This window comes from Paenarthrobacter sp. TA1.8 (assembly GCF_048595705.1).
Taxonomy (GTDB): domain Bacteria; phylum Actinomycetota; class Actinomycetes; order Actinomycetales; family Micrococcaceae; genus Arthrobacter; species Arthrobacter nitroguajacolicus.
Genome location: NZ_CP184287.1, coordinates 2159545 through 2182728, shown reverse-complemented (window position 1 = coordinate 2182728; position 23184 = coordinate 2159545). Strand labels below are relative to the sequence as shown.

At 60.4% G+C, this 23184-nt stretch carries 18 protein-coding genes; 10 read left to right on the top strand and 8 right to left on the bottom strand.

The genetic code is table 11. From position 1 onward, the window contains the following. From ACNAOT_RS10080 to ACNAOT_RS10070, 3 genes are read left to right on the top strand one after another with little or no spacing between them, the layout of a single operon-like run. Nucleotides 1–1032 carry a Gfo/Idh/MocA family protein gene (locus tag ACNAOT_RS10080; RefSeq protein ID WP_420180922.1) on the top strand — a complete coding sequence of 344 codons (1032 nt, stop codon included), beginning with the start codon at nt 1–3 and terminating at the stop codon, nt 1030–1032. Then, nucleotides 1022–3211, top strand: coding sequence for a glycoside hydrolase family 3 N-terminal domain-containing protein (locus ACNAOT_RS10075; RefSeq protein WP_420180921.1), 2190 nt, complete (start codon nt 1022–1024; stop codon nt 3209–3211). Before ACNAOT_RS10080 ends, ACNAOT_RS10075 begins: the two co-directional genes overlap by 11 nt. 58 nt (nt 3212–3269) lie before the next feature. Beyond that, complete coding sequence (locus ACNAOT_RS10070; RefSeq protein ID WP_420180920.1) at nt 3270–4907, top strand: DUF5597 domain-containing protein; 1638 nt, start codon at nt 3270–3272, stop codon at nt 4905–4907. 330 nt (nt 4908–5237) lie between these two features. Here the strand turns inward: ACNAOT_RS10070 and ACNAOT_RS10065 are convergent, their stop codons facing one another. The 3 genes from ACNAOT_RS10065 to ACNAOT_RS10055 all read right to left on the bottom strand — a co-directional run bounded on the left by ACNAOT_RS10065 (nt 5238) and on the right by ACNAOT_RS10055 (nt 8594). After that, complete coding sequence (locus tag ACNAOT_RS10065) at nt 5238–6398, bottom strand: fatty acid desaturase family protein (protein ID WP_420180919.1); 1161 nt, start codon at nt 6396–6398, stop codon at nt 5238–5240. Between the two features lie 13 nt (nt 6399–6411). Next, nucleotides 6412–7512: a ferredoxin reductase gene (locus ACNAOT_RS10060; protein WP_420180918.1), complete on the bottom strand. Its 1101-nt coding sequence runs from the start codon at nt 7510–7512 to the stop codon at nt 6412–6414. A gap of 524 nt (nt 7513–8036) precedes the next feature. After that, nucleotides 8037–8594, bottom strand: coding sequence for a glycoside hydrolase family 3 N-terminal domain-containing protein (locus tag ACNAOT_RS10055; RefSeq protein ID WP_420180917.1), 558 nt, complete (start codon nt 8592–8594; stop codon nt 8037–8039). Between the two features lie 105 nt (nt 8595–8699). Here ACNAOT_RS10055 and mtr point away from each other — a divergent pair, with 105 nt between their 5' ends. The 4 genes from mtr (at nt 8700) to ACNAOT_RS10035 (ending at nt 12067) form a co-directional block, all read left to right on the top strand. After that, nucleotides 8700–10127, top strand: a complete 1428-nt coding sequence (gene mtr / locus ACNAOT_RS10050; protein WP_420180916.1) for a mycothione reductase — start codon at nt 8700–8702, stop codon at nt 10125–10127. Between the two features lie 103 nt (nt 10128–10230). After that, nucleotides 10231–10959 (top strand): hypothetical protein, encoded by a 729-nt coding sequence (locus ACNAOT_RS10045; protein ID WP_420180915.1) that lies wholly within the window; start codon nt 10231–10233, stop codon nt 10957–10959. A 165-nt stretch (nt 10960–11124) separates the two neighbouring features. Continuing rightward, entirely contained in the window at nt 11125–11688 is a 564-nt protein-coding gene (locus tag ACNAOT_RS10040) for a dihydrofolate reductase family protein (protein WP_178992703.1), read from the top strand. An 88-nt stretch (nt 11689–11776) separates the two neighbouring features. Continuing rightward, complete coding sequence (locus ACNAOT_RS10035) at nt 11777–12067, top strand: hypothetical protein (protein ID WP_420180914.1); 291 nt, start codon at nt 11777–11779, stop codon at nt 12065–12067. 167 nt (nt 12068–12234) lie between these two features. Here the strand turns inward: ACNAOT_RS10035 and ACNAOT_RS10030 are convergent, their stop codons facing one another. After that, nucleotides 12235–13176 (bottom strand): LysR family transcriptional regulator, encoded by a 942-nt coding sequence (locus ACNAOT_RS10030; RefSeq protein ID WP_420180913.1) that lies wholly within the window; start codon nt 13174–13176, stop codon nt 12235–12237. Nucleotides 13177–13296: 120 nt separating this feature from the next. On the opposite strand from ACNAOT_RS10030, the gene ACNAOT_RS10025 reads away from it, so the two are divergent. Genes ACNAOT_RS10025 through ACNAOT_RS10015 form a run of 3 tightly spaced genes read left to right on the top strand, consistent with a single transcriptional unit; the run spans nt 13297 to nt 15931 of the window. Then, entirely contained in the window at nt 13297–14289 is a 993-nt protein-coding gene (locus tag ACNAOT_RS10025) for a DUF1852 domain-containing protein (RefSeq protein ID WP_420180912.1), read from the top strand. Nucleotides 14290–14309: 20 nt separating this feature from the next. Further along, nucleotides 14310–15356, top strand: a complete 1047-nt coding sequence (locus ACNAOT_RS10020; RefSeq protein WP_420180911.1) for a methionine synthase — start codon at nt 14310–14312, stop codon at nt 15354–15356. 2 nt (nt 15357–15358) lie between these two features. Further along, nucleotides 15359–15931, top strand: a complete 573-nt coding sequence (locus ACNAOT_RS10015; RefSeq protein WP_420180910.1) for a flavin reductase family protein — start codon at nt 15359–15361, stop codon at nt 15929–15931. A 985-nt stretch (nt 15932–16916) separates the two neighbouring features. On the opposite strand, the gene ACNAOT_RS10010 is transcribed toward ACNAOT_RS10015, so the two are convergent. From ACNAOT_RS10010 to ACNAOT_RS09995, 4 genes are all read right to left on the bottom strand, one after another. Beyond that, a complete protein-coding gene (locus ACNAOT_RS10010) occupies nt 16917–17849 on the bottom strand; it encodes an ATP-grasp domain-containing protein (protein ID WP_420180909.1) in 933 nt (310 codons plus the stop codon). Nucleotides 17850–17974: 125 nt separating this feature from the next. Continuing rightward, nucleotides 17975–18175 carry a hypothetical protein gene (locus ACNAOT_RS10005; protein ID WP_420180908.1) on the bottom strand — a complete coding sequence of 67 codons (201 nt, stop codon included), beginning with the start codon at nt 18173–18175 and terminating at the stop codon, nt 17975–17977. Between the two features lie 1119 nt (nt 18176–19294). Beyond that, a complete protein-coding gene (locus tag ACNAOT_RS10000) occupies nt 19295–21679 on the bottom strand; it encodes a S8 family peptidase (protein ID WP_420180907.1) in 2385 nt (794 codons plus the stop codon). Nucleotides 21680–21906: 227 nt separating this feature from the next. After that, complete coding sequence (locus tag ACNAOT_RS09995; protein ID WP_420180906.1) at nt 21907–22863, bottom strand: AAA family ATPase; 957 nt, start codon at nt 22861–22863, stop codon at nt 21907–21909. Nucleotides 22864–23184: the final 321 nt, after the last annotated feature.

Here is a 23184-nt window from a genome sequence, read left to right as displayed (position 1 = left end):
GTGCCCGGCAACAACACCGTGAGATGGGGGCTCGCCGGCACGGGAACCATTGCCCGTGAATTCGCGCGGACCCTTGCTGAAGTCCCCTCTGCCTTCCTCGCTGCTGCAGCGTCCCGGACCGAGGCGGCCTCAGGGAAGTTCTGTTCCGAATTCGGCATCCCAACACAGCACCTGTCCTTTCAGGATCTTGCCCATGACCCCACTATTGACGCGGTGTACGTTTCCACCCCTGCAGGATCCCACCATGAGCTTGCCGCGCAATTCCTGGAGGCGGGAAAACACGTCCTGGTGGAAAAGCCCTTTACCGCCACCCACGCCGAGGCCCTGGACCTTGCCCGAACCGCCAACCGGTCCGGAACAGTGCTGATGGAGGCCATGTGGTCCCGGTTCCTGCCTGCCTACATTGAGCTGAAGCGGCTGGTGGACGATGGTGCAATCGGAGAGGTGCGGAAGGTCGAAGCGTCCTTCGGTTTCCCGATTCCGGAGGCCGGGCCGAGGGCGCGGCCGCAGTTGTACGATCCCGCGTTGGGCGGCGGAAGCCTGCTGGAGATGGGCGTTTACCCTGTCCAGCTCTCGCACTGGCTCCTGGGAGATGAACCGGCCGTCGCCGCGTTCGGCCGCAACAGCACCAGCGGGGTGGACCTGGACACCACGGCGCTTCTTTCCTTTCGCGGCGGTACAACCGGATACATCAGCTCATCAATGTCCACAGTGCTTCCCAACAACGCGCGGATACTGGGAACCGAAGGCCTCATTGAACTGCCGGCCCCGCACCATTGCCCCAACGAGCTGACTGTTTCTCGCTACAACCCCGCGGGGCCGGGACTCCAGCCGTCCCACATCATTCGGGCACCCATTGTTGGCGGCGGACTCAGGTACGAAATTCTCGAGTTCCACGCGCTGCTCGAGTCCGGTAGCCTGCAGAGCTCCGTGATGCCCCTGGGCGACTCTCTGGCCATCATGCGCACACTGGACCTCATAAGGCACCAGGTCCACAAACCTTCCCAGGAGGATCCTCACCGTGAAAGTTAAAGTACAGCCGGAGCAGATCCTGGCTTCCATGACCTATGCGCAGAAACTGGCACAGCTTCAGATCGTTTGGAGGCCGGACCCTGCAGAAGCGGGAAACCTTGCCCGAAACGGTGCCGGGGCGTTGTTCTGGCCTGCCTCGGCGCAGGCCACCAATGCGCTTCAGCGGATCGCCGTCGAGGAAAGCCCGCACGGTATCCCCCTCCTGATCGGCCTTGACGTGGTCCATGGCCAGTTCACCATCTTTCCCACTCCTCTGGCACAAGCTGCCAGCTTCGATCCCGAGGTGGCAAGGGCCGATGCCTCGCTCTCTGCGAAGGAAGCCCGGTCCAATGGAGTGAACTGGACCTTTTCGCCCATGATCGATGTGTCGCGGGAACCCCGATGGGGTCGCGTGGTGGAAGGGTTTGGCGAGGATCCCTACCTCAATGCCGTTTTCGGGGAGGCCATGATCCGGGGTTACCAGGGTGATGATCTTTCCTCCAACGCATCCATTGCCGCCTGCGCAAAGCACTTTGTTGGCTACAGTGCCGCCGAAGGAGGCCGTGATTACAACACCACGGACATCTCGGTCCAGCGGCTCCACAACGTGTATCTGGAACCCTTCAGGGCCGCGGTCGCAGCAGGAGTTGCCAGTGTCATGGCGAGCTTCAACGCCGTCTCAGGCGTACCCATGCACGCCAACCGGGAGATGCTCACCGATGTCCTGAAGAACGAGTGGGGACATGACGGCATTGTGGTGGCAGACGCCGGCGGCGTGGGCGAGCTTGTGGACCATGGCATTGCGGCCGACGCTTCCGACGCCGGACGCCTGGCACTTTCAGCAGGTCTCGATGTTGAAATGGGCGGTTCATTGCTGAGCGACGGTGAGCCCATTATCCGCGAGGACCTGCTGGACTCCGCGCGCTTGGACGACGCCGTGCTCCGCGTGCTGCGGCTCAAGCAGGCTCTGGGCCTGTTCGACAACCCTTATGTGGACGAGCCAACGGCCGCAACCGGCCCCGATGAAGCCTCGCTCTCAGCGGCAAGGGATACCGCCGCGCGTTGCGCGGTCCTGCTGAAAAACGACGACGGCGTGTTGCCCTTGAGGCCCAGGGCACAACGCATTCTAGTGGTGGGTCCTTATGCCGAAAGCAGGGACCACCTCGGGGCCTGGGTACAGTATTTCGCCTCACCCACGTCCACCTCCATTGTGGAATCGCTGACCACAGCCCTGCCGGACTCTGTGGTGACCACGCTTCCCGGCGCTACCTTTTTTGACTCCGATCCGGGACTGCAGGCTGAGGCTGCCGCCGCCGCAGCGGAGGCAGATCTTGTGATTGTGGCGGTTGGGGAACCCAGTGACCTCTCCGGGGAGGCAAGCTCGCGGAGTTCATTGAACCTTCCTGGAGACCAGGAACAACTGATCCGGGCCATTGCCGGCTCAGGCACTCCCTTTGCCGTAGTCCTCATGACAGGCCGCCCGCTGGTGGTCAGCGAATGGATTGATCAATGTCCGGCCCTTCTGGTGGCATGGCATCTGGGCACTGAGGCAGGAAGAGCAATTTCGGATGTCCTCACCGGCGCGGTCAACCCGGGCGGCAAGCTTCCCATGTCCTTCCCGCGCTCAGTGGGTCAAGTTCCCATCTACTACAACCACGAGTCAACCGGGAGGCCCGCACGCAGTGGAGGCTCGCTTGCTGACATACGGCCGGACGTGGGGCTGACCGGACCCAACAACACCGATGACTACTACAAGTCGAAGTACCTGGACTTGGAACTGGGACCCCAATTCGGTTTCGGATATGGGCTCAGCTACACATCTTTTGAGTTGGAATCATCGCCGGACCAAGCACTTTCAGTCACCTTGGACGAGTTGAGCGCTGGATCCAGGATCTCTTTCACCACCATCGTTCGCAACACCGGAATAAAGGATGGCGACGAAGTTGTCCAGTTGTATATTTCTGACCTCCTGGCAAGTGTGACCCGGCCCGTCAGGCAGCTGCGGGGCTTCAAACGAGTATTCGTACCGGCTGGAGAAGAACGACGTGTATCACTGACCATAGGCTTCGATGATCTGGGATTCTGGACCAACCATCCCCGTACCGGATACATCGTGGAGCCAGGCGAGTTCCGGGTGGGGATCGGCAACGGCCTGACCTCCCGGGAATTCAACCTGACAGTCGCTCCCCGTTCCGCTTGAACCCAGTAGCCCCGCCCACCAACTTATTTCGCCCACCAAGCATTAAGGATTGATCACCATGGCACACCAGAACCTCCCGCGACTCGAGCGGACAGGCGGCCACGTACGGCTCATTGTTGAGGAGAAGCCGTTTCTCTGCATCGGGGGTGAACTGCATAATTCGAGTGCGTCGCACCGGAGCTACATGTCGCCTATTTGGGACAAATTGGCAAAGTCCGCGGTCAACACTGTCATCGCTCCTGTGTCCTGGGAACAAACAGAGCCGGTGGAGGGAGAGTTCGACTTCTCGATCGTGGACGGGTTGGTAGAGGACGCTCGGACCGCCGGCGTCCGTCTGGTCTTGATTTGGTTCGGGGCGTTCAAGAACGCTTTCTCCACCTATGCCCCCGGCTGGGTTCGCTCTGACCGTGAACGTTTTCCGCGCGCGGACAGAGGCGTCAAACCGTTGAAGACCCCCTTCTCGTATCCGGGATCCATGCCGCGGCCAAGCTTGTCCGTCTTCTCTGAGAATCTATTTGAAGCGGACCGAACTGCCTACATTGCACTGATGAAGCATCTGGCCATGATCGATCCGGACCATACAGTCATCATGGTTCAGGTTGAAAACGAGGTTGGGCTGCTGGGTGCAGGAAGAGACCACAGCACACTGGCCGAGGCCGCCTGGAATGCACCGCTCCCTGAGCAGTTGATTGCTGCGGTTTCCCAAGCTCCGGATTCCTTTGACCAGGAGTTTGTGCAGGCCCTTGGCTCAAGTCCGGACGGTAGCATGAGCTGGGCAGACCACTTCGGCGATGACAACCCCGTTGCTCAAGAGACGTTCATGGCCTGGGGATTTGCATCCTTTGTGGGCGGTTTGGCAGCAGCCGGAAAGGAAGTCCTGCCTCTCCCCACGTACGCCAACGCGTGGATCGGCCCGCAACGCGGCCAGGACCTGCCTGGCCAGTACCCAAGCGGCGGTCCGACGGCGGGCATGGTTCCGGTGTGGCGTGCCGCGGCTCCGGCCATCGACTTCCTGGCACCGGACATTTACGTTCCCAATGCTGAGGAAGTCATGCGGCAATACGCCTCCGCTTCCAATCCCCTCTTCATCCCCGAAGCGCGATTCCGGGCCGGAGATGCGTTCTTGGCCATAGGCGGTTTTGATGGCCTGGGCTACAACGTCTTCGGTGTGGAGGAAGGCAGGGAAGGCAACCAGTTCAGCGCCGCCTGCTCCATTATCACTTCCCTGACTACAGAGATCGTTGATGCCCAGCGCGACGGCCGTATTTTCGGTTTCGCCCTCGACCGGGAAGAGGAATCCATCAGCACGGAACTGGCGGGTACAGCAATTACGGTTCGAAATTCCAGGAAGCTTCTCGAAGGAATGCTCCTGGACGCAGGCGTTCGAGTTCCTCCGGCGCCTGAACTCCTGGAAGAAACCGTTGCTGCCACCCATGGCCCCACCCCCGGAGACGCCCGTCCCTTCGGGATGGTCCTGGCCATCAGTCCCACCGAGTTCATTGTGGTAGGCCAAGGAGCTCAAGTGGACTTCCACAAGCCCGGTTGTGAAATTGAGCTTGATGCAGTGAGGGAGTTGGTAGTAACAGACGCCGGGTTAACGGAAGGACGATTCCTCAACGGGGATGAGCGCCTCGAGATCCTCTCGGACAAGCACATCAGCGGGGTGAGGGTTAGCCTCCTCGTCAGCGCCGGCTGAAAGCTGCAAACCCCGAAAGGAACCCCATGCCGTTTCACCCCGACATCGCCGCCCGGCTCCCCTTGCTGGAAGGCATTCCTTCCTTGGAGGCGGGCCTTAGTGAGCCACTGATGAGGGCACAGATGGAGGCATTTGACGCCTACCCGGACGCGCCTCCCCCGGCTGAACCTGCCCCCAACATTTGCTCCTGTCGACGACGCATTGCAACGAATCGCAGCGAGGCTGCGACCAAAGAGTTCCTGAGGGACTTGCTTTCCGCCTGTACCACTTCCCTGGAGCTGGCACCCTCCGCTGTGACTCCCTGCCAAGTCCACTGTAGCCGCGGAGGCCTCAGCGCCTTGGGGGCAGTGCCAGCTTGAAGACTTTAGCCCACGCGGAGCCGACCTGCTTCGGCAACGGTCCGGTGGTGTACTTCAGGCCGTAACGTTCGCAGATATCGCGGACCCTGGGTGCGATCTCGGCGTAGCGGTTGGAAGGAAGGTCGGGGAAGAGGTGGTGCTCGATCTGGTGCGACAGGTTCCCTGTCATGAGGTGCATGAACCGCGGCCCCGAGATGTTGGCGGAGCCGATCATCTGACGCACATACCAGTCGCCGCGCGTCTCGCCTTCCACCATTTCCTCGGTGAACGTATCCGTTCCTTCGGGAAAGTGGCCGCAAAAGATGACCGCATGGGCCCAGACGTTGCGGATGGCATTGGCAGCGAGCGTGCCATAGAGGGCTTGCTTCCCTGAACCCGACAGCATGGCCAGAGCCGGGGTGGCTGCATAGTCCTTGGCGAACTGCTTAAGTGCCTTCCGCCCCAGCGCTTTGAGGTCCTTGTTCATGGCCTCCTTGGATTTCAGGCCTTCCTTGTACTCGGGGATCTCCAAATCGTAGATGGCGATCCCCCATTCGAAAACGGGTGCAAGCAAGGCGTTGTAGAGAGGATTTCCCAGGTTGAAGGGCTTCCACTCCTGATCGGGGTCCATGCGCAAAAGGTTGTAACCGACGTCGCGGTCCTTGCCAACTACGTTGGTCCAGCGGTGATGGAGATCGTTGTGCGTATGCTGCCACGACCGCGACGGGGTAACGAAGTCCCACTCCCACGTGGTGGAGTGGATGTCCGGGTCGCGCATCCAGTCCCACTGGCCATGGAGGATGTTGTGGCCAAGTTCCATGTTTTCCAGGATTTTTGCCACGCTGAGGAGTGTTGTGCCGGTGAACCAGGCGGCCTTGTTCCTGCCTACAAGTAGCGCCGCACGACCGGAGATTTCCAACCCTCGCTGGATCTTGATCATGCGCCTGATGTAGGCGGCGTCGCTGGAGCCCCGCTTGGCAAGGATCTCGTCACGGAGCGCATCGAGCTCACGGCCCAGCTGGGCCACTTGCTCGTCGCTCAGATGTGCGGCTGCCGGTGGCCGCACCGTGGGCCTGCCCCCATCGGCAAGCGCACCAGGACGTGTCTTGGGTTCGACGGCGGCGGCGGACCTTTTGGCTGAAACTACTGACATTCGGTTGTACTCCTCAGATTTCGAGGTTGACGGGCCCGGCGGCTGCCGAGACACAGGTTTGGATAAGTTCCCCGGGCGTCCCATGAATCTCACCGGTGCGAAGGTCGCGGACCCTTCCGGCGAGCAAAGGAGTTAGACAGCTATGACAAATGCCCATGCGACAGCCGCTGGGCATCAGCACCCCTGCGTCCTCGCCGACATCGAGGATGGGGACCCCGCCGTCGGCCATAACCTCGCGGTCGGAAGCTTCGAACGTGACCACGCCACCTTCGCTGCCTTCGCCTCCCAGGAGCTCGGTGCTGAATCGTTCGATAGTGAGCGAGCCGTGGCCTGTTCCACCATTGGTTTCCTCGCCTGATGTGGCCACAGCAGTCAACGCTGCGTGGTTCCACATAGCTTCGGCGTCATCCAGGAAAGACTCAGGGCCGCACGCATACGCTGCCCTGTCACGCCAGTCCGGGCAGACCTCTTCCAGGACGGCCGTGGATGTGAAGTTCAAGCGGCCACGGCCGTTGGTGTGCCACTGCACCAAGCGGAAATTGGGAAATTGATCAGCGAGTTCAGCCAGTTCCTCGCGGAAGATACTGTCGCCTTCGTCGCGGGAGGAATGGATCAGCACAACGTCTGCGTCGGGGCGGCTTGGGACAAGTGTCCGAATCATCGACATGACGGGTGTGATGCCGCTTCCCGCAGTGAGCATGAGGAGTGAACGGGGGTGCTCCGGGAGGACAAAGTCGCCCTGAGGCGGAGCCAGAAAAAGGACGTCACCAACCTTGGTCTTCCGGACCAGGGTCCCTGACACGGACCCGACGTCAGTGACGGTGATGGCAGGATCCTTGCCCGCCGGCGCACTCAGTGAATAGGAACGCCATTGGCGGACCCCGTTGAGATCGACGCCGATCCTCGCCCACTGGCCCGCGAGGTGGGCGTGCCAGCCGCGGCCGGGACGGAAGAAGATAGTGGCCGACTGCGCAGTTTCCTGGACGACCTTGGTCACGATCCCGCGTAACTGCCGGGACGAATACACCGGATTGAACAGGGCCAGAACGTCTTCCGGCGCAAGCGGGGTGGTCAAAACCGCGGCGATGCGGGCCAGGGGCCGAAAGCTGACCATGGACTACTCCTCACAACGACAGAGAACCAAGACCCCGACCGAATCTGTCGGGACATCCAAACTACCGAATATCATAAGCATGCTTACGATACCCTTCGCCCCCGAATTACTGTCAGACATAGGGAAAGCCCCCGGAAGGGGCTTTCAACGGAAATGGGACGTGGTGCTTGGATTGGTCAGCGGTGATGCGCTCCTCCTCTCCGGGCTGTCGCCCATACCGGTTTAGTAGCAAGACAGTAATACGTCCACCGGATTCCACGCAAACCCGAACCAGTGGTCCAGAGACGCACTGCACTTAGTGCCACCACCTTTCCCGCGCGTGTCCTTCGACACGAACGTGGCAATATCGGCTCTCCGCCCCGGCCCTGCCTGAGCGGAGTACACCCGAACCAGGACTACGGGTGGAAGGTTCAGCTGGATATGTATTCGCACGGACGGTCGCGACCGGTGGTTGCAAGGCTTTGGGTGGGCAGACGTGGGAAGTGACGCTCTTGCGCCACATTTCGACAGGGTAGTCCTGATCTTCAATCCGGACCGAGCCGGCATGGGAACACGGATCGCCTCCCTTGAGCAGGAACCCCGTAGCACGCCTGCGCCCGACCCCACCCAGGGTGGCGGAGGAGATTCACGCAGACAGAGGCGGAGTAATTTGCTCCCCGCGCCCTGGTTTCCACACCTATGGCGATTCCAACGCGTTCCTCCAGCGATGGATCCCAGGTCGCCGCCCGCGCAATCGTCACCGGGAAAGCCGTGGAGGCGCCGATCACAACACCGCGGCCACCGTCGCTGAACCGAATACCCGGTATACCGAGCCGCGCGACCGCCCCGGCCACAAACGGCACCCTGTCGAGGAGTATGGGGATGAGCGGGAGCAGCAATCTGGGAGAGTCTCCGTCGAGCAGGCCGAGGATCTCCCCATCCGTCATCAGGTCGATCAGCTGGTTCACGGCTTCATCCGCGGTGAGCTCGCCCGCCCGGACGGCCCTGACTGCGTCGTCGTAGACGCTGCCCGCCATCGTCGTCGTGTCCTTCAATGCCGATTCTTGCGTTAGTGCTGCCCGTCGTCCCGCAATCATCTTCATGCACTAAAGTCTGCACCCTCTGCGTGCACGTGCACCTGAGCGAGGTTATCCCGTTTGGGTCGTGTTCAGTAAGGTTGAGAAGACCCCACCGTGAGGACCATCCCTATGCACACCCCTGCGGGCAAGACCACCGTAGATCGGCACTACGACCTGGTCATCATTGGCACCGGTTCAGGGAACTCCATTCCCGGACCCGAATTCGAAGACCAGTCGATCGCAATCATCGAGGAAGGGTCGTTCGGCGGCACCTGCCTGAACGCCGGCTGCATCCCCTCGAAAATGTTCGTCCACACCGCCGATACCGCGCTGCAGACCGCGAGGTCTACACGGCTAGGCCTCCATGCCGAGGTCAACTCCGCAGACTGGCCGGGCATAGTCAGCCGGATCTTCGAGAACCGCGTCGACCCAATCGCCGCCGCCGGTGAGGAATACCGCCGCGGCCCACGGACCCCGAACATCGACGTCTACGACCAGCACGCCGTCTTCGTCGGAGAACGCACCTTGCGCACGGGCCAAGGCGCCCACCAGAGAACAATCTCAGGTGACAAAGTAGTCATCGCCGCAGGTTCCCGGCCCGTCGTCCCCGAGGCCATCTCTGCCTCGGGCGTGCGGTACCACACCAACGAGGACATCATGCGGCTCCCCCGGCTACCCAAGTCCTTGGTAATCATCGGTGGTGGCTACATCGCCATGGAGTTCGCCCACGCCTTCGACGCGCTCGGCACTGACGTCACGATCATCGCCCGCTCCACGCTCCTGCGAAACCTCGACGAGGACCTGCACGGCCCGTTCAACGACCTCGCCGTAGAACGCTTCGATATCCGGACCGGCCGGACCACCATCGGCGCGGACCAGACAGACCAGGGAATAACGGTCAGGCTCGACGACGGCTCCTCCGCCACCGGGGAGGTACTGTTGGTGGCCACCGGGCGCATCCCCAACGGGGACCTGCTGGACCTGCCCTCCGGCGGGATCGAGACGATAGGCGCCGGGCGCATCAAGGTCAATGAGTACGGCCGGTCAACCTCCGCTGCAGGTGTTTGGGCCCTCGGCGACGTCTCCTCGCCCTACATGCTCAAACACGTCGCCAACGCCGAGATGCGCGCCGTACGCCACAACCTCCTGAACCCGGAAAAACTGCAGAGAATGCCGCACGACCACGTCCCTGCCGCCGTGTTCACCCACCCCCAGATCGCCACCGTCGGAATGACCGAATCCCAAGCCCGCGAAGACGGCCACAACGTGACAACCAAGGTCCAGAGCTACGGGGACGTCGCCTACGGTTGGGCCCTGGAAGACACCACCGGCATCTGCAAACTCATCGCCGACCAAGACACCGGAAAACTCCTCGGCGCCCACTACATGGGTCCTCAAGCATCTACCCTCATCCAGCAAATGATCACAGTCCTGGCCTTTGACCTCGACGTGCGCCAGTTCGCTGCAAACCAATACTGGATCCACCCCGCCTTACCCGAAGTCACCGAAAATGCCCTGCTCGGCCTCACCTTCAACCAACCAGACCGCACCAATTAGACTCCGGTGAAACCCGGGCCGCCGCCAGCGCTGCTGAGCAACCTTCGCAGCATTGCCGTACGCTGTGCAGAGTTGCTGCTCTCCTACGCGTGAGGATGAAGCCATGTCAGGCGAGATCACAGTCCCACTGCTACCCTGCCGATCCATCGACGAGATCGCGGACTTCTACCAGATGCTCGGATTCGAACGCACTTACTGGCAGACCAAGCCCTACCCCTGCGTCGGCCTCCGTCGCGAAGACTTCCAGTTGCAGTTCTTTGGGCTGGACGGCTTCGACCCGGAGGCTTCGTACGGGTCGTGCGTGGTCCTGGTCGAGGACACCATGGCCCTCTACGAAGCCTTCGCCGCCGGTATGCGGGCGGTGCACGGCAAGGTGCTGGTCGCCGGCATCCCGCGAATGACCAAGCCACGCAAGCGCAAAAACACCGGCAACGCCGCCGGCTTCTCGGTCGTCGACCCCGGGGGCAACTGGATCCGGATCTTCCATAACACCGACGCGGCGGGCGACATCACCGACGAACCGTCCAGCCAGCTCGCGAAGGCCATGCAGAACGCGGTCGTGCTGGGCGACTCAAAAGGCGACACCGGGCAGGCCGCCCGGATCCTGGACAGCGCACTGAACAGGCATCGCGCGTCGACGCCGGTCACAGACCTTGTGGAAGCGCTGGTCTACGGCGCCGAGCTCTCGATGCGGCTCGGTGACGGGGCGCGGGCCGGCGTACTGCTGGCGGAGGTCGCAGCCGCAGAGCTCACCGACGAGCAGCGGGATAGCCTGAGCGAGGCGCTGGCGAACGCAGCCAATCTGGAACAAGCGCGGACCGCCGGAGACTGACCTTCTACGCTCGCACCCTGCGCGAACTCCTTGAGCAACCCGCTATATCCCGTGACCATCATCGACCTCGGACCGGCCATTTTCATCCTGGAGTAGAGTCGACCCATCACTCAACCGCAGGTAGTCATCGAGCAGCGCAGACAACCTTCCACACGAGGAACAGACATGGGCAAAGTAGCCTGGGGATTCACATGCTCCATCGACGGGTTCATAGCTGGGCCCGGACATGACATGAGCTGGTTAGCCGATGCCGAACCACTCGACAATGGCACCACCGAGCGGATGGCGGGCGAGGTCGCGGTGATCATCTCCGGCAGGGACGGCTACGACGCCGCGAAGGCTCAAAGGGACGAGCGGGATCAGATGACCGCCGAGGCTTATGGCGGTGCCTGGTCCGGGACCGAGATCATCCTTACCCACCGGCCGGAGGAGATCGCCGACGACCCCACCATCATTGCGCTTAACTGCGACGTCGTGGAGGCGGTCCGCCGTGCCCAGGAGATCGCAGGCGACAAGGACGTTCAGATCATCAGCGCCGACATCGCCCGCCAAGCACTGGAACTCGACCTCATCGACGAACTGCAGGTCTTCGTGGCCCCAGTGTTCCTCGGCGATGGCACCCGCATCTTCGATGTCCCCGGCGGGCGCCGCTATGACTGGGAGCTCGTCCAGATATATGAGGGTGCCGAACGCAGTTTTGGGCGAACCTACCGGCCGAAGCGGCGCTGACGTGATTAAGGGTAGGGGCAGCGACGTGGTAGATAATGTCGCTGTTTGGGAATACCGGAACCATTGACCCGCATTTTGTAGGCGCACCGTGCCGACGGCACCGGCCGACGACGCCGGAGCCGCATCAGGACTGGTAAATACGTTCCACCAAGTAGGCACCTGCCTGGGGCTCGGCATCGCAGTCGCCGCCGCCGCAACAATCCCCAAGAGCGGGACGGCCACACTGGACATGGCCTCACAGGTCAGCGCGGCGCTCACGACCGCCAGCGTGTTGCTGCTCCTCACGCCGCCGCCCCCGGCTGCTTCATGGAACATCTTGCCATGCTTCAAAACGGCGAAGACCCCTCAAAACCACCCTTTGGGGCGAGCACATCACTGACGACGAGTACAACGGCCGTTCAGCGCAAGCTGAGGACACCGCAACTAGTATCGATGGCGCCGAATAGGTATTAGGTGTTCCGGGATGTGCAGGCAGCTCACCCACTGTGTTGCTGCAACAACTATGTCCCATCACTGAAGGGTAAAGACCCGCGCGCTCAACTGCGGTCAGTCGAGTAGCGCTACGCCGAACTCGGCGACGACGGCCCGCAATTCCCTGAGGTAGTGCTGCGCTTGGTCGGTGAGCGGAATCGCGGCATGACCGATCCAACCGATCTCGATGCGTTCGTCAACGTCGAGCGGGATGGCGACGATCTCCGGGTCGAGCTCCCCGCTGATGATGCCCGTGGAGATCGTGTAGCCGTGGAGCCCGATCATCAGGTTGAAGATCGTGGCACGGTCAGAGACGCGGATCTCCTGCTTACTGGACATGGTGGAGAGAATCTCCTCGGCGAAGTAAAAGGAGTTGTTCGCACCTTGATCGAAGGTTAGCCGCGGCATCCCGGCGAGATCATCGAGGGTCGCACGCTCTTTTGAGGCGAGCGGGTTGTGCCGTGAAATGAAAATGTGCGGATCGGCGAGGAAAAGCGGAGTGAACGCGAGCCCGGATTCCCGGAGCAGCTTGTCGATGATCTTCCGGTTGAAATCGTTCCGGTAGAGGATGCCTATCTCGCTGCGGAGCGTCCGGACATCCTCGATGATGTCCCAGGTGCGGGACTCACGGAGCGAGAACTCGTATTCGGCTACATCAGTGGCCTTGACCATCCGGACGAAGGCGTCCACGGCGAACGAGTAGTGCTGCGTTGACACACCTAGCAGACGTCGCCGCGGCGGCCTGCCAAGATAGCGCTGCTCGAGAAGAGCAAACTGCTCCACGACCTGCCTCGCGTAGCCAAGGAACTCCACCCCGTCGGCAGTGAGGGTGGCCCCGCGGGCGGAGCGAACCAGGAGCGCACGGCCAACCCGGGCCTCAAGGTCCTTCATCGCTGCGGACATTGTCGGCTGCGCTACATAGAGAAGATCGGCAGCCGCGGAGATCGACCCCTCCGCTGCAACTTCTATGAAGTAGCGGAGCTGTTGCAGGGTCAATCCGCTCGAAATCTGGGCCATAGGAAAATTCTATATCAATGCATAGCAACCACTAGTTACCTGATACCCCGCCCAAGGCTGCACCATGGATACATCCCCTTCGGAAAGGCCGTCTCCGGCCCATCAACGGATTGGCAGCACATGGCAGACGACTTCACCTTCAGTATCACCACGACTCCCTTCGACGAGGACTACTCCCCGTCGGAAGGCTCGCGGATCACCACGAATTTCGCCAACCTGGCTAGGGGCGAGCACCGCCAGGAGAACCTCCGCAACGCCTTGACCATGATTCGGCGCCGCTTCAACGATCTCGCCAGCTGGGACAACCCGGACCGGGACCGTTACACGCTCGAGTTTGAGATCGTCTCCGTGCAGATAGAGTTCACTGCCGAAGGCACGGACCAGAAGTTCCCCCTGTTCGAGGTTCTCGACATCCAGATCGTCGACCAGTTGAACGGGGTCCGCCACCAAGGGATCGTGGGGAACAACTTCTCCTCCTACGTCCGTGACTTCGACTTCAGCGTGGTACTGCCGGCGGCATCAGCGGAGGCAGGCAAGCCCACCGTTCCCGAGGACTTCGGCGATCTGCACGGCAAACTGTTCCAGCAATTCCTCGATTCCCCGGCATGCCAGGAACGTTTCCCGCAGCCGCCAGTGGTGTGCATCAGCGTCTCCACGACCAAGACGTACCGGCGAACGGAGAACCGTCACCCCGTCCTGGGCGTCGAGTACCAGCAGGACGAGTTCTCACTGACGGACGCCTACTTCGCAAAGATGGGGCTGCAGGTTCGCTACTTCATGCCACGCGGCAGCGTTGCGCCGCTGGCCTTCTACTTCCGCGGCGACCTGCTCAACGACTACTCCAACCTGCAGCTCATCGGCACGATCAGCACCATGGAGACGTTCCAGAAGATCTACCGCCCGGAAATTTACAACGCGAACTCCGCCGCCGCCGTCGTCTATCAGCCGAGCCTGGGCGAGCAGGATTACTCGCGGACCCAGATCGATTACGACCGCGTCGAGCGTAGTCAGCTCGCGGTCACTCAGGCGAAGTACACGGAGGAACACTTCATCACGCCCCACAAGGATCTATTGGACCAGTGGACCGCCAAATACCCCGCTCTCGTCAACTGACCCACGGAGAATCGTCAATCATGAACACACTTTTGCCCACCACCGTTGTTGGAAGCCTGCCCAAACCATCGTGGCTCGCACAGCCGGAGACTCTTTGGTCCCCGTGGAAGCTGGACGGAGATGCGCTGCGCGAGGGCAAGCAGGATGCGCTGCGCATCGCCATCCATGAGCAGAGCCGACGCGGCATCGACATCGTCAGCGACGGCGAGCAAACCCGCCAGCACTTCGTCACCACCTTCATCGAGCATCTCAGCGGGGTCGACTTTGAACAGCGCAAGACCGTGCGCATCCGCGATCGCTACGACGCGAGCGTGCCGACCGTCGTCGGACCCGTGCGCCGCGAGCGGCCGGTATTTGTCGACGACGCAAAGTTCCTCCGTGCAACCACCGACCGGCCGATCAAATGGACTCTTCCCGGTCCCATGACCATGGTGGACACGCTCTTCGATGACCACTACAAGAGCCGCGAGAAGCTGGCCTGGGAGTTCGCTGCGATCCTGAACCAGGAGGCGAAAGAACTGGAGGCGGCCGGCGTGGACATCATCCAGTTCGACGAGCCCGCGTTCAACGTTTTCCTCGATGAGGTCAAGGACTGGGGCGTGGCTGCGCTTGAGAGAGCGGCAGAAGGGCTGCGTGCGGAGACCGCCGTGCACATCTGCTACGGCTACGGAATCAAGGCGAACAATGACTGGAAGGCGACGCTCGGCTCACAGTGGCGGCAGTACGAGGAAACGTTCCCGCTGCTTCAGAGCTCCAGCATCGACATCATCTCGCTGGAATCCCAGAACTCCCACGTGCCCATGGACCTCATCGAGCTCCTCCGCGGCAAGAAAGTCATGCTCGGGGCAATCGACGTCGCGAGCGAAACCATCGAGACCCCGGAGGAAGTCGCCGACACCCTCCGCAAGGCCCTGCAGTTCGTTGATGCGGACAAGCTCATTGCCAGCTCCAACTGCGGCATGGCCCCGTTCCCCCGGGACGTCGCACTGGCCAAGCTGAGTGCCCTCAGCGCAGGGACGAGAATCGTTCGCGAGGAACTCGCCCGCTCCACCCCCAAGGTGTCCTAGCGATGTTTCATGCCTACCCCCCAGACACCTGGCTGGGGGCTCCGAACCAAAGCTTCCCGTCCTCCCTCTCTGCCGACGAATTCAAAGCACTGTTCCGTGGCCACCCGGGAGGTGTCGCCGTCATCACGGCGGATGCCGGTGAAGGACCGGTGGCACTGACAGTATCCTCCGTGGTGTCAGTGAGCGCGGAACCTCCCTTGCTGATTTTCTCGGTCTCGGCCCTGTCCTCTGCGTCAGAGGTGCTTTCGCGCGCCGAAACCGTCGTGGTGCACCTGCTGGACGCGCACGACGTCGACTTGGCGAAGTTTGGAGCGACCCCCGGCGCCGACCGCTTTAACCAGACTCACCGCTGGTCGGCCCTTGCCACCGGCGAAGCAGTGTATGACGATGTCCGCGCCTGGGTGCGCTGCGCCGTCATCAATCGCATGGAAGTAGGGACCTCCACAATCATCGCCGTTCACGCCCTGGAGTCCCGCGTGATGCGTGACGTCCCAGCGGGTCAACCCGGCGACGCCCTGGTCTACCACAACCGTTCATGGCACCGCCTGGGCGAGCATTCCAAGCTTGACGGCTGAGCGCCGCGCCAACAATGCTGGGCGGCAAGGCAAACAGCGCTCGACGGCGGGAGGAAAACTCCCGCCGTCGTCCTCGTTAAGATCGGAACGTCTTAGCGGCACCGTGCTGGCGATCGATGAGTTCCATCATGTGTCCGGGGACACCGAAGCGAACCCCTTGGCGTGATGACCGCATATCGAAGAGCGCCGGAGGCACTTGTCGACTTTGTACACACGTTAAAGCAAAAACCCCTCTGACGAGGGGGTACGCCGTGCCCGAGGTGGGACTCGAACGCGATTCCCGCTCTTGTTATTGCTGGGAAGTGGCGGAAACATGCGGAATCCGGGCCAGTCCGGCGGTTGTACGAGCCAGTCCGGGGCGGAAAGTGTGGACAATGTCCACACACTGTCTTTGCCGTTGTATGTGGTCGCTGCGACGCCGTCTGAGCGGGGGCAGGGCCATGCGGTACGCGGGGGAGACGAGTACATATTGGTTGTCCGAAGTGCCCACCGGCATTGAGCAAGACGACTTCATCAGGTCCCTCCTTCACACACATTCATGGCAGCTTAACCCAGACAACGACATGACATGCTCAAGCCTAGCTCCGTCCCGTCGTTCGGCGCGGTTCCCCGCGGTAGCCGGTCGCGTTGAACGCAGAGAACGGGATAAATGAAGGTCAGTTAGTGAGTTATGAGCGCTTACGCCTCAGACCAAGGCGCACTTATACGCATAGGATCCGCCATCGCTCGGCGCTACCTACTAGTTTGGTAGCGCCGAGCGATATCCGCCCTGCTTCTTGTTTATCCACTTCTTTCAATGGCTTGGAACCGCTCGTAAAGGCATCACACGTTCATTGAACACAACGGGCCACGCCGCGTTGCCATGGCTAGCTCAGCCCATTCATCTCAGTCACCATTGGACTCTAACAAGAACCGTTCCCACGCCGCGGCCTGGCTCAAACAGTGGTAACAGAGAAACCCAGACTTTGCTACTTCAGGTCGACCCTCAATCAGTGGAAGTAGGGCTCGTCAGCCAACTGGCAATCGCTTTGCTGATAGGCATTCCGGTCATCGATTCTATCCAGCTGTAGTGACCTGAGGGATTCGCTTCAACAAACACGTGGCGCCCATTCCGATCAACGATCATGTCGATTGCTGCAAATCTAAGTCCGGACCTCCGCATGAACTGTTGGAGAGCCCTCGATACCTCATCTGGGAGCGAGATCGCCTCGTGTCGAACATTGTCTAGGTCGTAATGCCGCCAGTCCACGCTTGTCTGCAGGGAGGATTGGGAGTCGATTCGACATGCGAAAACTTTGAGGTCAATTATGGTGACTCGTAGCTCATAGAGTTTCTCCACGTACGGCTGAACAATCACTGGTGCATGGGCTACCTGCGGAGCAAGTCGCATGGCCTCCAAAACAGCGAGACGACGCGTATAAGTTGCCATCGTGCTGCCCGATTCCCTATCGGTCCGATGCCATGAAACGGGAGACTTAAGAGCAACACCATCTTGATAGGAGTATACGAACTCCATAAATTGCTCGGGGTCATCGGTCAACAACGTCGGGATCGTGCGTAAGCCCACTGCAGCAGCAATGTGGGCCTGTAAATTCTTGTTGACTTCGAGAGCACGAGACTTCAACGCGTCATTCATCCAGCACGCCGGCAATGAGAACAACGACTTCCAAGCGGCTCGATACACACGCGCTTGGTATCTGCGCGTGTCCAGATCTTCAGAACCAAAGCACGATTCATCAGGAAGGGTTGGTCTTCGCAGCCATATTCTTAACCCCTCATCCACGCACACCGCTCGTCCGTCAGAGGACTCCAGGATGGTTTTGAGAGTTCCAGTACCCAGAGTGATCCGGTAACTGTCCGGACGGCTAGGATCGATGAGCATTACTTCATCGCCCCTAGCCGCCTTGATGTCCAACACTGACTGGACCGGCCCCTCTAGTTCGCTCGTTAGGATGACTCCGAGAGTACCTCCAAGCGTGCTGCGAGAGTTAGCCACGTGTCATTGGCTGTCGTTTTCCCTCAGATCCTGAAGGCGTGCCGTTGTTAGACATCATCATCGTGATAGTCCATGTTCCAGACATCTTGGCCATTGATCTTCTCGCCAGTAAAAGTCTTGTACTTTGTCATGGCCCCCATTTCAGGTGATCCAGGTCCAACATCCCTCGTTGAAACTGTCTCCATAAGGGACAACATCAAGGGAACCCCTTCGATCTGAGCTGACGGTACCGTTGTTGCAATTGCCATATTCGCCTCCAAAGCATAGTTGTTGCCTGACAGTGTCGAGAATCGACAAGCTACAAATCAAATAGAAACCTGGAACTCCTCCTTTAAGGCCAGCCTCATCTGCTCGACCAATAGGGATTGCCTCCGTCTGTCCTCGGCAGTGTGGAAACGCGCACCGTGTTTTGATTCCATGTAATTAAGAGTCGCCGATTCTTCGTAATACCTCGTCATCGCTTGGCGTTTGCGCTCTTTGAAATCGATGTTTTGCGCGAGCCGCCGTAGGAATCCCATCCATGCCCCCTTCGGTTCTTGATGACGTATGAATGGAGCGTAACTTACCACTGGCTTGCAGGGAAGAATCCAGCAATATCTGGAAGTCCAATGGCAGTTGTCTGCCGTTCCGAGATTGCCAATCCGGTGGAGTATGTCATAGATTTGACGCGTCGTCCGGGAACAGTACTCCCCGGTGCGCGCCGAGTGTCTGCTTTGCCGCCGTCGTAGTCCGCAGCAGGGACCGGACCATCGGATAAGAGTGCACGACCCGTGCCCTGGCTCCCAGTTCTCACGCCACTAGGGATTCTTGTTGAGTTCTCAAGGAAACGTCTGAACTGCTCTACGCGGGGTTTGCACCGATCCAGTGCTCGCTGCCAACGATGCGAAGTCATAAACGATGAAGACGTCCGAAAAGTCAAGCTTTGTCAACAGTCAGGGGCCATATAGGCCCCTGACCTGCGACAATACAGTGCCCGAAGTGCGACTCGAAAGGGATTCGTGCCTAGCGAACACTGAGAAGTCGCGGAACCATGCGGAATCCAAGGTAGTCTAGCGGGTGTACCGGAGTCCAAGGGCAAAACTGTTGACGCTTACGCCGGTTCTGCAAACCTCCGCGAATGCTGTGCCAGCGGTTTGGAACGACTTCTACGGGCCCCCAACCGTCCACCGGCTTTCGATCAGGGTGACGGGTCGCACGGCAAGTCGACGCTCTGGATACGCCTACACGAAGGTCCAAAGTTTTACCTGATTGGGTTCCGACCCTCTAAGTGTCGGGACTTCTTTAGAAATGACCGATGAATAAGAGAATTCGATCGAGTAAGTAACCCTGAGCAATACTCTCTAACACGCCAGACTGGCTCTCGCAGCTCACCCTTGGACCCGTCCACGGGCTGCCGTCCGTGCACGTTGACGCAGTCTTGCTCGGACCTCGTCATGGATTGTAGTTGAAGTCCGGTCCGCGGTCTCCACTGAGACGACGAGAGCATAGCGAACAGCTTTGCCTCTTCCGAATCGCTCTGCATCGTCCATGCACTCGACGTGAATGGGGAACGAGTCCTCCTCCCCGAACACCATCGCTCGGGTTCCTTGCACGATTTCGTGCTGAAGGCTTCCCTTCCTAACCATTATGTGGTTCCCCTGCACGCGGTCCCCTCCAGCAAGATTCGTGTCGGGTGTGTCGAAGTAGACCTTTGCGCTCCGGTATCTGGTCAGCTGGCCTGCAGTCGGGACCATGTATGCCAGGGTAATCGTGAACCGATGCCATTCTGCGCGTGCGCTCAAAGATGGCGGTAGAGGAAGTTCGTAGGTCTGGCGCTCATCGCGTCCGATGTGGCCACCCGCAACGAGCACGGCCCTGTTGGTCGCGGCGACTCCTAGACGGGAGACGTCAAGCCGGCCGTAGCCAAGGATGGCTGTGAGCTGCCGACGGTCAAGACCAAGTTCGCGGCCTAAACGAGCTTCCCAGTCCCCCCAGCTTCCTGCATGGGCAAGCAGTGCGCGAACGAGCAAGGGGTGATATTGGGCATCTGGGAGGGGTGCGTCCTCGGGGCTCGCGGTTCTTCTTTCGAGCACGTCGAACAAGCGGCTGGCCTCGCGGGTGACCAAAGCGGTGGCGTTGCTGGAACCGATTGTAAAGACGGTGTGGTCTGTTGCTCCACCCCTTCCAGGAGTAGCTACTTGAAGACCGGGTCCGGTCAGCCCCGTCGTTGCCAGCTGCATTGAGACTTCAGTAACGTCTGACTGCACAATCGGGCGGACGTACAGAGCTCGTCCTCCCGCGTGGTGGAGGTCGGGTTTGACAGAGCGGTCAACACCGGGACCTGTCGCAGTGTAGTGAGCTGGCGCCCCGGAGTGTGTGATGTCCCAAGCAGTGTCCGGGATTCCCACGTCGCCGAGCGAGTCGTCGTGAACCGCTCCGATCGTCAGAGCGTTCATAGCGTCTCCGGGAGGCAGCATACCCCTCAGCAAAGTTGCTTCGTAAACGGCCCGGGTCGCTGCAGAGCGAGCCGACTCTACATCATGTGCTGCCCCGGCTGGGATGGTTATCGGGTTCAGGTGATTACCAGCACTCACGACAAACAAAAGGTTGTAGGTGAGTGCCAGCCAGTCGAGGAGTCGCCCGACGGGGCTCATTCTGCGGCTGAGGGCGCGAGCTGGTGCGCCGATAGACAAGTTGATCACGCGGACGCTGGTGGCGACTCCCTCCCCACCCTTTTCGTCGACATATAGGCGTCTGACGGCGTTGTGGAGCAAATCCGCAAAAAGTCGGTTGGGGATGACCTGCTCGTGGTTGGGATTGAACTCATGGGGGCGCATGATGGGTCTAACGTACAGAGGCCGGTCAAGTGGTTCCTCACCTGCGGTGAGATCTCCGTGGATGATCAGCGACGCCATGGCTGTGCCGTGGCTGCGCGCCGGAACGCTGTACTCCTCCTCGAGCCCGTCGGGATCGTCAATCAGGAGACGTCCTGCAAGAGAATTATGATTCGCGAAGGGTAGGCCGTCTAACAACGCAATACGTGGAAGTCCCGGCACTCGATCGGTCGGCGGAACAGTGGTAGTCGTCACAGGCTCGAGTGTCGCCGGCTCTACGCTCATCGGAGTGAACGGGCTGACGAACATGATCTCGTTCGCGGTGAGGAGCCGGATAGCGGCAGCGCCGTCGGCGAGGACGGCCTCGACCTGCTGGATCGGCAGTTCTGCCAGCATCGCATGGTATTCGATCTCGCTGATCTGCGATCGGTCGAGGATCTGCCCGCCGCTGCTCACAACGATCTCCTCAACGTGAGCCTCAGCGGCAGATCGTTGAGCTGCATCCCGCCGAAACCACAACTCAATCTCGACGACAACGGTGCTGATCCATTGCCCGGCTGCTTCGAGGTCCTCTATCCAGCGGTCCAGCAGGCCGGTTTCACGGACGCGGTCTTCGGGCCCCCATCTGCGGATCGAAACCAATTGCTGAAAAGCGGCTTTGAACTTTCCAAAACCGTGTTCAAATGACGCCGCCGGGTTCGCCTGCCACAGGGCAAACAGCCGAAGCAACTCCTCGATCGCTTTGACGTTAGACATCACCAGGTAAAGAGAGTGCGGGACCGGCTTATCGGTGGGGTCACTATCACGCGCCGTTATAAAGAAGTCTTCGTCCGCATCAGCCGGGTCACCGAGGAGCTCAGTGAGGAACTCCAGACCTTCAACCCTGTTGATTGCATTGCGGAAGTCCTTCACACTACCGGCGAGGTCAAGAACGACCACGAGGGTGGGGTCAACTTCATCCGGCAAATCCGGCGCAAGACGGGCTCGTTCTGCGTCGAATGCCGCCTTCAGTTCCCCAAACTTTGGTGTAAGCCGCTCGCCTTGCCGCTTAGCCGTAGGTTTGGATAGGCGCGGCATGGCACGCTGTGGCTGAGCGGGCCGTCTACCCACCACCGGCGGACCGAATGCCAAGAGCGGTCGACTTTCCCCCATTTAATGCTCCCCAGTCAATCTGTTAGGAGGCCTCTCCGATGTTCGAGGCGTTCCTGAACTATGCGTCGAAGATTACTATCTGGCAATTCGAGTACCGCGCGACGCCGCACATCCAAGGCGAATTCCTCCAGCTCGGCGTAACTCGCCCCCGCAAGTTTGTCGGCCAAGGTTCGCGGAGAAAAGCCAAGGTCTCCGCCAAGTCGTGCAGCGAGTCGTTCCAGGAATCGTGTGGCCTGCGACCGGCCCGGTGGTTCCAACTCGGCCCTTATCTGGAATCGCCGCCACGCAGCGCGGTCAAGAAGTTCACTGTGGTTCGTGGCACCTATAAAGACAACGTGCGCAGGAAGCCTGTCTATCTGCAGCAGTAACGTCGAGACAACACGCTTGATTTCGCCGGTCTCGTGTTCGTCAGAGCGCTCTTTTGCGATCGTGTCGAGTTCGTCGAAGAACAAGACACATCGACGCGTGCGCGCAAACTCGAACGCGTTGTCAAGGCGGGCGGCGGTCTCTCCGAGGAAACTAGACACGACCCCCTCATACCGGATCACGTAAAAGGGAAGCATCAGCTCTGAAGCAATGGCTTCGGCGACACTGGTCTTGCCGTTTCCCGGAGGACCAGAGAGGAGAAGTCTGTTGCGTGGTTCAATACCGTAGCTGCGGAGCAGGTCTGCGCGTTTCTGTTCCTCAAGAAGCTCTGACACGACGCGCTGTGGAACTGTGGCAAGTTCGAGTTCATTTAGACGTCGGTTTGGGACCACCTCTTGAACCAGGTCGCGGATCGCGGCGGCACGGTCGTCCCGAACAAGCCCCTGACCGGTAGTGGTTATGATCTCCGAGAGTCGGTCCGCCAGGAGATGGTGCTGGTTCGCTCGCTCCTCGGCGATGACCGCCTCAACGAGAACACGGAAACGATCACGGTCACCGCGACGCTCAGCGTCGACAAGGTCCAGCAGCAAGTCCGCGCGCGCCATACCGGTCCCCCTCCTACTCGTTTCGTTGCCAAAATACTACCCGGGAACTCCGGCCTGCACGGTCAGGTAAAATCTGGCGGGCACCTTCAATTCGTGCAAGATCCACGCCGGCGTCAACCTCAATAGCCTCATGGGGTGGCACCCATTACGAACACGTTCACTCCCCGGATCGTAAATACGGGGAGTCGATCGGGCACATCCGTCGAAGGAGGCATGAACCACTTCCACCCAGATAGTGGCCGCGCCTCGCCCGTACATGCTGGCACCGAGCCTCGGCGGCCTTGCCGTGGTAGACCTTTTATGTCCCGTAGCCGATGTCAT